Source organism: Rubinisphaera margarita (assembly GCF_022267515.1).
GTDB lineage: Bacteria > Planctomycetota > Planctomycetia > Planctomycetales > Planctomycetaceae > Rubinisphaera > Rubinisphaera margarita.
Map to the genome: position 1 here is coordinate 978,845 of NZ_JAKFGB010000012.1, position 13,002 is coordinate 991,846.

Sequence of the window (13,002 nt, forward strand, 5' to 3'; positions counted from 1 at the left end):
CTGGAGTAGACCATCCGATGCATTTCAGGACGTTTCCAACTCTGAGCCTGTTCGCGCTGTTGATCTGGTGCCCCGCCCTGGTTCAGACAGCTTCTGCCCAGTCGGTGGGACTCCCGGCTCCCCGCCTGCTTACTCTCAGTCCGATGGGAGCCCAGGCCGGAACGACGGTCGAGGTCACTGTGTCGGGCGATTTTCTGGAGGGGCTGGAAGCGCTTCACTTCTCCAGTGACGCAATCACCGCCACGCCGAAGCTCGACTCCGCAGGCACACCAATTCCGAATCTGTTTACGGTGACCGTCGCCGAAGACTGTCCTGCCGGAAACTATGACGCTCGCGTCACTTCCCGGCTCGGTCTCTCCAGTGCCCGGACGTTTCAGATTGCCGACCTGCAGGAAGTCTTACAGGCCGGAAAGAACATCAGCGTTGAATCTGCTCAGAAGGTTCCGCTCAACTCGATCTGCAACGGCTCTCTCACAGCCCGTGGAGTCGATCATTATTCCTTCGACGCTCAACAGGGAGATCGGATCGTGGTCGATTGTGCGGCCAAAGGAATCGATTCCAAGTTGACGCCGGTCGTGATTATCGCCGACGCCGCCGGGCAGGATCTCATTGTCGAACGGCGTGGTGGTTTACTGGATTTCAAGGTCCCGGAGACAGGCGGCTATCTGGTGAAGATCCACGATCTGACGTTCGACGGGGGGCCTCACTTCTTCTATCGATTGGCTCTTCGCAATGCCGAACCTGCAGAATCGATCACCCGGCTCCCCTCGACACGTGACGTCAACGCATTTTCGTGGCCGCCTGCTGATTTTTCAGAAGCCAGCGTAATCCCGGAAGTCGAGTCGCAGGACGGTTCGCAGCAGATCATGCCGGTTTCCATTCCCTGTACGATTTCCGGCAGTTTCTACCCGGCTGCCGACGTCGATGTCTTCGAGTTCACCGCGAAGAAAGGGGAAGTCTGGTGGTTGGAGATCGCCTCGTCGCGCCTCGGCCTGTCGACCGATCCTTCGATTGTCGTTCAACGCGTCGAGGGCACGGGAGAAGAGGAGAAGTTAACCGATGTGCTGCAGTTGACCGACCTCCCCAGTCCGATCAAAGTCTCCAGTAATGGGTACGCGTTCGATGGCCCCTGCTACAACACGGGATCAGCCGATGCTTTCGGCAAGCTGGAAATCCCCGCCGATGGCACTTACCGGGTCCAGGTCACCGATCTGTTCGGAGGAACCAGGAACGATCCCCAGAATGAGTACCGGTTATCCATCCGTCAGGCAGCGCCCGATTTCGCTGTCGTTGCCTGGGCGACGCATATGGAACTGCGGAACGGAGATCGCAACGCCCTCTCCAAACCGATCGCTCTGCGGCGTGGGGCGAGCATGCCTCTGGACGTGATTGTTTTCCGTCGGGATGGATTTGATGGAGAAATCGAGCTGACATTCGACAACCTTCCCGAAGGCGTGACCGCTTCGGGTCTCAAGATTCCCGCCGACAAGTCGAACAGCACTGTCATTTTCACGGCTGCAGAAGATGCTCCCCGGGGATTCACGCGAGCAACGTTCACGGCCACTTCAACCTTGAACGGGAAGAAGATCACCCGGCGGGCCGAACTGGCTTCGATGGCCTGGCCCGTCCCGGACCACTGGCGTGAAGCTCCTGCTCCCCGTCTGCTCGCCGATGTTCCGGTTTCTGTCAGCGATGCCGAGGCGGCTCCGATCTCGATCGCCGCTGCCGAAGAACGCGTTTATGAAGCCAAAGCCGGCGAGAAACTCACTATTCCCCTGAAGCACGTTCGCCGTTGCGAATTCTCCGGCAAGAACCTCGGATTCAAGACATTTGGAGCCGGATTTGAGCGAACTCCGGTCATCGATATTTCCCTCGATTCCGATTCTTCGGAAGCCGTTATTGATCTGGCGGCCTTGAAGACGAAACCCGGTGATTATCAGATCGCCTTCTACGGAGGCGCAGTCGCCAAATACAGCTACTGCCCGGAGATGGTCGCCGGGATTGAAGCCGAACTGGAAGAGGCGAAGCGGAAGACCGCCGAGTTGCAGGCTCAGGAACAGGCAGCCACCGAGAAGTTGAAGGCGGCCGCTGAAGACGCGAAGCCGGAACTTGAGAAATCGCTGGCGCAACTGAAAACCAGTCGCACCGCCGGCGAAGCCGAAATCAAGGCGATTGAAAAACGTCTGCAGGATGCCACACGGAAAGCCGCTCCCAAGGATATCGTTGATATCGTTGTGACTCCGCCGATTAAGATTCGTGTCACCCCCGCTGAGGAGGTCGTCAGCAAATGAGTCAGTTCTTTGACAGTTATTCACGCTATTGCGCCGGGCCGGAAGCTCGCCGCGATTTTCTCCGACTCGGTCTGGCAGGCTTCACGTCTCTCAGCTTTCCTGGTCTTCTTCGGTTGAGGGCGGAAGGCACGCCTGCTCCCGAGCGGAAGAAGAACGCCGTAATCATGGTCTGGAAGCCGGGTGGATGTTCCCACATCGATACCTACGATCCGAAGCCCGATGCCCCCAGCGAGTATCGCGGTCCCTTCGCGACAATTGAGACCAAGGTTCCAGGGCTTCTGTTTTCCGAACTCCTGCCTCGGCAGGCGGCCATCGCCGACAAGTTCACCGTCCTCCGCTCCATGAGACAGTCCGCAGGCGGCCATCCCGCCGGTTCAATGCAGCTGCTTTCCGGAGACTCGGACACACGAGACAAGAACAAGCCGCGTCTGCCGGACTGGATGTCGGTCGCTAACTACGTTCGAGCCGGAGCGGGGTCGCGCGACAATCCCCTGCCTCGTTACGTCGGCGTCAATCCTCCGACCAGCTACACCGGCTCGGCCTATCTGGGAGATGCGTACGCCCCATTCGTGGTCAGCGGCGATCCCAGCAAGCCGGAGTTCACGGTCCCGAACATCGGACTTTCCGATCAGTCGCAGGTGCGGCACCTTCAGCGGCGGCAGACTTTGCGGCAGAACCTCGACACGATGGAACGGGCCTTCGATCGAGCCGGCGAACTGGCCGCCCTCGACGAGTTCGAATCCCAGGCGATGACGCTGCTCACGAATCCAAAGACCAAAGAGGCATTCGACCTCAGTCAGGAAGATGCCAAAACCCGCGATCGTTACGGCCGAAATACGTGGGGACAGCAGCTGCTGCTCGCTCGGCGGCTGGTGGAAGCTGGCGTCGATGTGCTGACGTCGAGCCTGCACGGTCCTCTCTGCGGACGTGTCAGCAACTGGGATGATCACGCTGTGAACCATCATGTCTTCGATGCGCTTCGCTTTCGAGCCGATGCCTACGACCAGGCGGTCTCGGCTCTCATTGAGGACATCTACGAGCGTGGACTCGATGAGCGCGTTCTGGTCGTGGTGACCGGAGAGTTCGGCCGGACGCCGAAGATCAGCTACCAGCCAAGTACAGGAGCCGGGAACGCGAGTGCTCCGGCCGGAACGAAACAGCCGGGCCGCGATCATTGGCCACGAGCGTTTTCCAACCTCTGGGCAGGCGGCGGTATCGAAACCGGTCGCTTCATTGGGGCGACTGATGCCAAAGGGGAGGACTCGATCGAGCGGGTCTGCGGTCCCGGAGATTTTCTGGCCACGATCTATCATCATCTTGGCATCGACTACAAAAACACATTTATCGAAGACTTCAACGGACGCCCGACACCGATCGTGGACCACGGCGAAGCCATTCCGGAACTGATCGGCTGAGACCAGCAGGAACGCTCTCCTCGAGAAGCCTCGTCGCCGTAACGCCGAGGCTTCTCGCTTGACCGGATGGCGGGGATTCCTCTTGATTTTCACGTCAAATTATGCTGATCTGTTATGTCCAGCCGCCACAGTCTTCGGGCTGCTTGCCTGCCGTTGAGCGACTTCCGGTTCCGCCGGTCTCGCCGCATATCTGATCCCGAGGGTGAATCCGATTATGACCAGAACAGTTGCCCCGGCCCGCCGCCTCTCTGCCGCAGTGTTTGCGTTAGTAAACTCGCTCGCGTTCTGTCAGCTCGGAACCGCGGAAGAATCGCGGATTGACTTCAATCAGGACGTCATTCCCATTTTGTCTGACAACTGCTACGCATGTCACGGACAGGACGAGGAACAGCGGGCAGCTGAGCTGCGACTCGACAACGCGATCGATGCCACAGCGGACCGCGACGGCTCGCCGGCGATTGTTCCCGGGAATCCAGAAGCGAGCCTTGTCTGGGAACGAATCAGTACCAGCGACACCGATCTGATCATGCCACCCGCAGAGTCGCATAAGAAGCTGACCGCTGATCAGAAAGAAGTGATCCGCCGATGGATTGAAGAGGGAGCCGAGTATCGCGAGCACTGGGCCTACGTGGCTCCGAAGAAAACCGAGCTTCCAGCTTCTGAATTCGATCACCCGATCGATGCCTTTCTGGACAGCAGTCGTCGCGAACGAGACCTGCCGCACAATGAGCGAGCCGACCGTCGAACACTGATCCGCCGAGTCACTCTCGATCTCACCGGGTTGCCTCCGACGCTCGATGAAGTCCGAGACTTCGTGGCCGACGAACGTCCCAAGGCTTACGAGCACCTCGTCGATCGCCTGCTGAAGACTCCGGCTTACGGGGAAAACATGGCGAGAAGCTGGCTCGATCTCGCCCGTTACGCCGATACACACGGACTGCATCTGGACAACATTCGCTCGATGTGGCCGTACCGCGACTGGGTCGTTCAGGCCTTTAACAACAATGTTCCGTTCGATGAATTTACGCGGTGGCAACTGGCCGGCGACCTGCTTCCCGATTCGACGCGTGAACAGCAGATTGCCTCGGGGTTCAATCGCTGCAACGTGTCGACCAGCGAGGGCGGCAGCATCAATGAAGAGTGGATCTACCGCTATGCAGTCGACCGGACCTCCACGATGGCGGAAGTCTGGATGGGGATGACGGCCGGGTGTGCGGTCTGTCACGACCACAAGTTCGATCCACTTTCAACCCACGAATACTATTCCCTCTACGCCTTCTTCCACAGTGCGGCCGACCCCGCGATGGATGGGAACAAAGAAGACACTCCACCGGTTCTCAAACTCTATTCTGAGGAGGAGAAGGCCGTTATCGCCGCACTTCGGAAGGATCTCGAAACGGTCGAACTGCAGGTGCGGAAAGCGGTGACCAGCTTCGACTATTCCGATCCGGCCACGATTGAACCGACTCCAAAGCCGGAAGAAACCGAAACGGTCTGGTTCGAAGATGGTTTTCCATCCGGCGCCAACGTCCAGTCATCCGGAGCTCCACTGAAGTTGATTTCGTCCGGCGACGGACCGGTGCTCAGTGGCGATAAAGCACTGCAGCGGACGGCCGGTGGTCTGGAACAGGATTTCTTCAGCAGCGGCGCCGAGTTTTCCGTTCCCTCTGGCGGAACGATCTTCACCCACTGCTATCTCGACCCGGAGAACCTTCCTGAAGCGATCATGGTTCAGTTCCATACCGATGGCTGGAAGCATCGGGCGGTCTGGGGAACAGAAGAGAAGATTCCGTTCGGTAAATCAGACTCGACTGAGAAAGTCCTGATGGGCGAACTTCCCGAAGCCGGCCGCTGGGTTCGGCTTGAAGTTCCTGCCGCGAAAATGGGACTCAAGCCGGGGCAGAAAATAACCGGATACGCCTTTACCCAGTTCGCGGGCACGGTGAGCTGGGATCGCCTGGGCGTCGTTTCCAAGATCGATCGAGCGAACGATCCTTCGTGGTCATTCGAAGTCTGGAAGAAGAAGAATCAGGGGAAACGGAACAACGATCTTCCGGACGATCTGCGAAACCTGGTCCGTGGCAAGCAGCCAGCACAATGGTCCGACGACGAAGCGAGACAGATCTACGAGTTCTGGATTGAGAACTTCTACGCCGGAGTCGACGATGACCTGACCGCGTTGAAGTCGAAGAAAACCAGGCTGCAGACCGAGATCGACAAGAAGGAGAGCGATGTCCCCGTCACGCTTGTGATGGCCGACCTGAATAAGCCTCGTGAGAGCTTCGTGATGATTCGTGGCGCCTACGATAAGCCGGGAGATAAAGTCTCGAGAACCGTTCCGGCGTTTCTTCCCCCTCTGCCCGAAAGCGCGGACGGTGACTACGACCGCCTCGACCTGGCGAACTGGCTGGTCAGCGGCACACACCCTCTGACGGCTCGCGTAACCGTGAACCGGTTCTGGCAGCAGTTCTTCGGCACAGGGATCGTTAAAACAAGCGGCGATTTCGGCCTGCAGGGCGAACCGCCCGTGCATCCGGAACTGCTCGACTGGCTGGCGGTTGATTTCGTGGAGCATGACTGGGATATCAAACGGCTCATCAAGTTCATCGTCACAAGCGAAGCTTATTGCCAGGATTCCACGGTGACGCCGTCCGTACTGGAACGGGATCCGGAGAATCGCCATCTCGCCCGCGGTCCACGCCTGCGACTGTCGGCTGAGGTGCTCCGTGATCAGGCACTGTTCCACAGTGGTTTGCTTGTCGACAAGATGGGGGGCGAAGGAGTCTTCCCTTACCAGCCGGACAACATCTGGGAACCCGTCGCGTTTGGTGGCAGCAACACCCGGTTCTACAAGCAGAGCACGGGCGAGGACCTTTACCGCCGTAGTCTGTATACGTTCCTCAAAAGAACAGCCCCCCCGCCCTTCATGTCGACATTCGACGCCCCGAGTCGGGAGCAAAGTTGTACCCGGCGAGAGCGGACGAACACTCCGCTCCAGGCGCTGCAGTTGATGAATGACGTGCAATACTTCGAAGCCGCCCGTGCTTTCGCTGAACGGATGATGAAAGCGGGCGGTTCGACACCGGAATCTCGCCTCGCATGGGGCTGGGAAGTGACCACCTCACGTCCGCCAACCGATAACGAACTGTCTCTTGTGGCATCTCTTCTGAAGGACTATCGCGAACGCTACCAGAACGATGCCGCCGGTGCGAAGGAAGTTATCACCTTCGGAGAGAGCAAACCGGACGAAAAGCTCGATCCTTCAGAGCTAGCGGCCTACACACTCGTCGCAAACCTGCTGCTGAATCTCGACGAAACGATCAACAAGAACTGAGCCCCTCGCCATGCAACCTGCCATCGACTACTTCAAGCTGGCACAGCGACGCCAGTTCTTCGCCTCTAGCGGCCTCAGCCTCGGCGGTCTCGCTTACGCGATGCTGTCTGGCTCGTCGACCGCCGCTGCGGTAGAAAGTACCGGTCAAGTCCATCCGCCTCTACCGGGACTGCCGCACTTCGCCCCTCGTGCGAAAAGACTGATCTATCTGCACATGAATGGGGCTCCCTCGCAGCTGGACCTGTTCGACTACAAGCCGGGATTGGAGGAGCACTACGACAAGGATCTGCCTGATTCGATCCGCAACGGACAACGTATCACCACGATGACTTCCGGCCAGGCGAGATTCCCGGTCGCCCCTTCGAAATTCGCGTTCAAGCCTCGTGGACAAAGCGGCATCCTGATGAGCGAACTGGTGCCGCACATGCACGAGATCGCCGATGACATCACGATGATCAAGTCGGTGCATACCGAAGCCATCAATCACGATCCCGCCTGCACGTTCGTGATGACCGGCAGCGAGATTCCGGGAAAGCCGAGCCTCGGCTCCTGGTTGAGTTATGGCCTCGGCAGCGAGAGTAACGACCTTCCCGCCTTCGTCGTGTTCACGCCGACCTTTCCGGCAGGAAGCCAGGCCCAGGCGCTCTTCACGCGGATGTGGAGCAGCGGATTTCTTCCAACGTCGCACAATGGCGTCGCTCTGCGAGGCACCGGCGATCCTGTCCTCTTCATTCGCAACCCACCCGGCGTAAGTGGCGAGGATCGCCGTAAAATGCTCGATGCTCTGGGACAATTGAACGCGGCCACACATGCGCGATTAGGAGATCCGGAAACACAGACGCGAATCGCCCAGTACGAAATGGCGTTCCGCATGCAGACCAGCGTTCCCGAACTGACCGATCTTGGAAGCGAATCGAAGGAAACGCTCGAAATGTATGGCCCGAACGTAGGAAAAATGGGGACGTACGCTTCGAGCGCGATTCTGGCCCGACGACTGATCGAACGTGGTGTTCGAGTTGTTCAGATTCTGCATCGTGGCTGGGATCAGCATAACAATCTGCCGAAGCTGATCAGCAATCAATGCGAAGACGTCGATCAGCCGACTGCGGCCCTTATTAAAGACCTCAAACAGCGAGGTCTGCTTGAAGATACGCTCGTCGTTTTCGGCGGCGAATTCGGCCGCACGGTCTATTCACAAGGGACGCTGACGAAAGAGAATTACGGACGCGATCACCACCCGCGCAATTTCTGCATGTGGATGGCGGGAGGCGGCGTGCGGAAAGGACTCACCTACGGCGAGACCGACGACTTCAGCTACAACGTCGTCGAGAACCCGGTCCACCTGAATGATCTCAATGCGACCATCCTGCATTGCATGGGGATCGACGATCGCCGTCTGAGCTTCCGCTTCCAGGGACTCGACCAGCGACTGACCGGCGTGGAAACACCTAAAGTGGTTCACGACGTTCTTGCTTGACCTCGCAGGGCGCCGTTCCGGAAAGCCGGACAAAGTGTTTGCGATTTACTCGGAATCGCCGGGCTTGCGCAGGCGTCTACTGCGGTAATGGATGCCGAGAAAGATGGCGACTGCCAAAGCAATCACGAGTATCAGGAACTCAGGAGCGTCAATCATCGTTCCCCCTCAGCTCGACTACGGTCAACGTTGATCATCGTTGCTTCAATCGTAGTCGGAATCGGCGAAAGACTCCAGAAGAATCTGCCGGACAAGAGCCGAGTTCCGCGTCGCGGAACTGAGCCGGACAGGAAGAAGAAAACGAAGTGGGGGTCCGGTTTCAGGAGCCGGAATGAAACCGGATGTTCCCCACTGCGCGAGAGTGTCCGAAGGGGAAATGGGTCGCTTTGCCCGCTTCGGGAGTTCAGGCCGCTGAGCCGGGGTGTGTTAGAGGAACCGGCCACAGCTGCCTGATTTACTTAACAGCAAGCCTCGTGCCGCACCGAGAATTGCCCAATTTGGCATTAAAACGGGCGTGTTTCCGCGAAAGCCGACCGGCGCGAGGCGAAGTCCTCGCCAGTGGCGGCGAAGAAGTCGCCGTACCGTGTTATCGGATCGTGCTATCGCCCGGGCCGCAGATGCTGGTCGAGGAAACGGAATGTCCCCTCCCCGTTAATGGCGTGCGGGCCGACGAACCATTCGATCTCGGTGCGATCACCGATGCCGAGTTTCGCCTGATAGCGGTTGCGAACCTTGGCATACTCAAAGGCGACCCACTCGTCGTCGCCGACACCATCGAAATGGCCCCGTTCGACCATGAATGGACGCGGGCAAATGAGGGCGGCCATCTCGGCGTAGTTGAAGGTACTTCCCAGATCAAACTCCCAGATCTCGTACTCGCCGGTCCAGACATAGCTGAACTTGTGCCGTGTGCTGGCGTTCTTTAGAACCCATTCGTTGAAGTCGCCGGAGCAGATCGACAGACAATAGTCGGTCACCAGAGCCGGAATCCGCATGGCCGACTTTCCGCCATAGCTGAGACCATAGAAGGCGATTCGCTGAGGATCGACATTCGGCTGCGTCTTCAGCCAGTTCAGAATCTGCTGATGTTGCGGCACGATGGTCGAGAAAAGCGTCTTCCCGATCGCATTCGATTTCCGCTGCAGAGTCCGAAAGCGATCCTGGAAGAGGTACGGGTTCTGGGGACAGAAAACGATATAGCCGTTCTTGCAGAGTTCGGAAGCGAAGTCCTTATAGGCTCGATGCTCCATGCCAAACAGATCAGTCGGTCGCCCTTCGAGCCCATGCTGACACACGACGACCGGACGACGCTCGTCTGGCGGGAGATCCTTGGGAAGCAGTAACACCCCGTACGCGAAGACATCGGGGAAGACGTCGAGCATCACTTCATAGCCCGTCCATTCCGGCTCGTCCCAGGTCCGGCGGGTTCGCGCATTGAACGGCAGCAGGTCATGGTCAAAGTGACCGATCACATCGTGTCGAAAAATCTCGCGATACTCTTCGACTCTGGCTTCATGCTCCGTCAGCGAGTTCGTTTCCAGCTCTTTCATGAACTCCTGACGAACGAAATGGCTCTCTGGAATGAGCTGCTGGGTGTAGTCGATCAACTCGGCGAGTTGGCGTTGCTGACGCTCCTGCTGCGATGCCGCATCCGCTGGCTGCAGAATTCGTAGAGTGTTCTCGCTCGAAGGGACCGTCAATTCGAGGAAGAACTGGTCCAACACCGAACCAAATGACTTCGGAGACTCTTCCGGCCCAAATTCGATGTGTTCGTGTCGAACCGCCCTCTGAATCTCTCCCTTGATTTCTTCGGCCGATGGTGTGGAGATCGCTCCGGGAGCTCCGCCTTCCGTCGGGAGAACAACCTCGGGAGCCTTCGCGTGCTCAATGATGCAACGCCGTGGCCAGATCATTGTGGCGAGTTCCGCGTCGCCGAACTGATCGAGACGCCCGAACACATTGCGAGCGAGTGGCTCCTCCCAGATCCGCTCACGTGGTCCGAAGTAGCCGCTAACCAGCACCCGGTCGATTCGCGAGTCGAGGGCCCCCGCATAGAGTGCAAGCATCCCTCCTTCGCCATAACCGACCACACCGATTTCCGCGTCAACGCCGGCGTCCTTCGAAAACCAGTCGATGCAGGCGAACACCTTCTGCAGTTCATAACCGATGACATGGCGTCCCAGATCAAACGCGGCTCGGTAGATATACTCTCGATTCGTAACTTTCGCCCGCTTCGCATGCCCGGGAGCTCCTCGGGCTTCTATCTCACGGCTGATCAGCGTCGGGACGATCACCCGACACCCAGCAGCGGCCAGTCGCAATGCGACTTGGGACTGTGACTCGAGACCTGGCGAGAGTCCCGCGATCTGCTCCGGCGTCTGATCGGCATCGGGAACAACGACAACGTTCGCTGAGACTTTGCCATCTCTGGGGACCAGCAGAAGGCCTTCTCCATGAATCCCCTTCAGGACCGGCCAGCGGATTGCGAAGACGTCGACAGTATCTGTTTCAGCGACGAGTGCCGGTCGAGACGTCGTTGCGAGAAGTTCGGGGGCATCGAACTTCTCGCGCTGTTCGCGAACCCCCAGGATGTAAGCGAGGCGTTGACGATTCTCGACAATCGATTGATTGAAAGCATCAGTCGAGGAGAAATCGTAAGACCAATGGTTCGCCCTGTCGGCGATACTGGCATCAATCTCGTCCCGTAGAAATCGATCGATTCCGTCGACCATCTCAGAGGCGAGATCGCCGGTCATGGTCAAAGGAGTAGTCCCCGCAAGCGGGTCGCCTCCGTGAACTGAGAGGTGGCAAGTCAGGCAGAGGATGACAACCAAAATCGCTCGAAAACGGAATCGGACCATGATCACGTCGCTTTCCCGGGTGTTGCGTCAATAGATGGAATGAATCTCGTCGTCCGCGCGGCTGGGCGGACATCGGTTACTCTGGCAATTGCAAGCGGGCAGCGTTGCTCCTCGCGTCCGGCGAATTGCGAGAGCATCCTCGGTCAGGCCAGAGTCCACGGTTTGCGGTACTCCTTCGTCAGCCATTCAGATGCTTCGGTATCGCCAACGATAGTTTCGCTGTGCGGATCCCAGTTGATCTTCTTGTTGGTGCGTACGGCGATATTGCCGAGGTGGCAGACCGTTGCCGAGCGGTGCCCGATGCTGATATCAGCCGCCGGCGTTTCGCGGGACTTGATGCAGTCGATGAAGTTCTGGACGTGCGCGAAGTTCGCGTCGGAGTTCACGATCCTGGGAACCTCGACCTCCTTCAGCAGTTCCGGCGGGTTGGCAATGAGTCCGCCACGGTAGACGAACAGACTGCCTTTCTCTCCGACAAACTCAGTCCCCTGCTCCTTGCTGGGCGTCCCCGGCTTCTGACGACAGTTCAGCCTCACACCGTTCGAGTAGGTGTAGACGATGTCGGTTGAGTCGGGAGTTTCGTACCAGCCATCCGGGTTATAGACGGCGGAGCCTTCGACGGTCACCGGACCGCTGTCGTCCATCCCCAGGCCCCATTGGGCGATGTCGAGATGATGGGCGCCAAAGTTGGTCTGCTGCCCTCCGCTGTAGTCCCAGAAGAAACGGAACAGGTAGTGGACGCGATTCTGGTTGTAAGGACGCAGTGGAGCCGGACCCAGCCAGCGATTGAAATCGAACCCCTCCGGCGGTGCACTGTCAGGCACTGGCTTACCAGCCCGGGCAATCCAGTTCGGCCCCGGTAGTGTAACGTTTACCGAAGAAATCTTGCCAAGAAGACCTTCCTGGACCAGCCTGACGGCAAGTTTGAACTCCTCGCCACTTCGCTGCATCGTCCCCGTCTGCACAACTCGTTTGTGCTTACGGGCCGCCGCGATCATCGGTTTGCCTTCGTTGACGACGAGTGTCAGCGGCTTCTCGCAATAAACATCCTTCCCCGCCTGACAGGCCTCGATCGTCATCAAAGCATGCCATTGATCAGGAACAGTCACAACAACGGCGTCGATGTCTCTGGAATCGAGGAGACGGCGATAGTCGTCGGTCATGACCGCCTTCCGGCCGATCTGCTGATCGAGGAAGCCAGCCGCTTCCCCCAGATAATTCTGATCAAGATCGCAGAGCGCCACGATGTTGTTCAGGAAGTACTTCATATTGTTCTTCGGGCCACCCTGGTTCCCGACCCCAATCATGCCGATCCGGACCTGTTCGCTGGGCGGAACCGCGGCAAAGGTGGCCCGATAACTCTTTGCCGAGAGCCCCATGAACAATCCACCGACGGCTGACTTCTGCAGGAACGAGCGACGAGACAGTTGAGCCATGACAGATCTCCGAAAAGACATTCAGAACGGGGGGGGACACGGGAAACAGGTCAACGGTAACAGTATGAGCATTGCAACCGCTCATTGCCACTTTGGGGAGAGATCAGCTTGCCGCGACTCGGCCCACCCCGGAGGACCTCAGCTGCCGAAGACATGGGCCGCCGTGCCTTCGAATTGATCATGCGGATGTA

The 13,002-nt window shown here is 58.4% G+C and carries 6 protein-coding genes; 4 read left to right on the forward strand and 2 right to left on the reverse strand.

The window, feature by feature from the left end:
* The first annotated feature begins 17 nt into the window (after nucleotides 1-17).
* The 4 genes from L1A08_RS12200 to L1A08_RS12215 all read left to right on the forward strand — a co-directional run bounded on the left by L1A08_RS12200 (nucleotide 18) and on the right by L1A08_RS12215 (nucleotide 8,517).
* The gene (locus L1A08_RS12200; RefSeq protein WP_238756677.1) at nucleotides 18-2,291 is read left to right on the forward strand and encodes a serine protease; all 2,274 of its coding nucleotides are present in this window, start codon (nucleotides 18-20) and stop codon (nucleotides 2,289-2,291) included.
* Nucleotides 2,288-3,706: a DUF1501 domain-containing protein gene (locus L1A08_RS12205; protein ID WP_238756678.1), complete on the forward strand. Its 1,419-nt coding sequence runs from the start codon at nucleotides 2,288-2,290 to the stop codon at nucleotides 3,704-3,706. The genes L1A08_RS12200 and L1A08_RS12205 overlap by 4 nt, the downstream gene beginning before the upstream one ends.
* A 214-nt stretch (nucleotides 3,707-3,920) precedes the next feature.
* Complete coding sequence (locus tag L1A08_RS12210; RefSeq protein WP_238756679.1) at nucleotides 3,921-7,040, forward strand: PSD1 and planctomycete cytochrome C domain-containing protein; 3,120 nt, start codon at nucleotides 3,921-3,923, stop codon at nucleotides 7,038-7,040.
* 10 nt (nucleotides 7,041-7,050) lie between these two features.
* Entirely contained in the window at nucleotides 7,051-8,517 is a 1,467-nt protein-coding gene (locus tag L1A08_RS12215; protein WP_238756680.1) for a DUF1501 domain-containing protein, read from the forward strand.
* Nucleotides 8,518-9,113: 596 nt separating this feature from the next.
* Here the strand turns inward: L1A08_RS12215 and L1A08_RS12220 are convergent.
* Together L1A08_RS12220 and L1A08_RS12225 are read right to left on the reverse strand one after the other, a co-directional pair.
* Nucleotides 9,114-11,270 carry a dienelactone hydrolase family protein gene (locus L1A08_RS12220; RefSeq protein ID WP_238756681.1) on the reverse strand — a complete coding sequence of 719 codons (2,157 nt, stop codon included), beginning with the start codon at nucleotides 11,268-11,270 and terminating at the stop codon, nucleotides 9,114-9,116.
* A 248-nt stretch (nucleotides 11,271-11,518) separates the two neighbouring features.
* Nucleotides 11,519-12,811: a Gfo/Idh/MocA family protein gene (locus L1A08_RS12225; RefSeq protein WP_238756682.1), complete on the reverse strand. Its 1,293-nt coding sequence runs from the start codon at nucleotides 12,809-12,811 to the stop codon at nucleotides 11,519-11,521.
* Nucleotides 12,812-13,002: the final 191 nt, after the last annotated feature.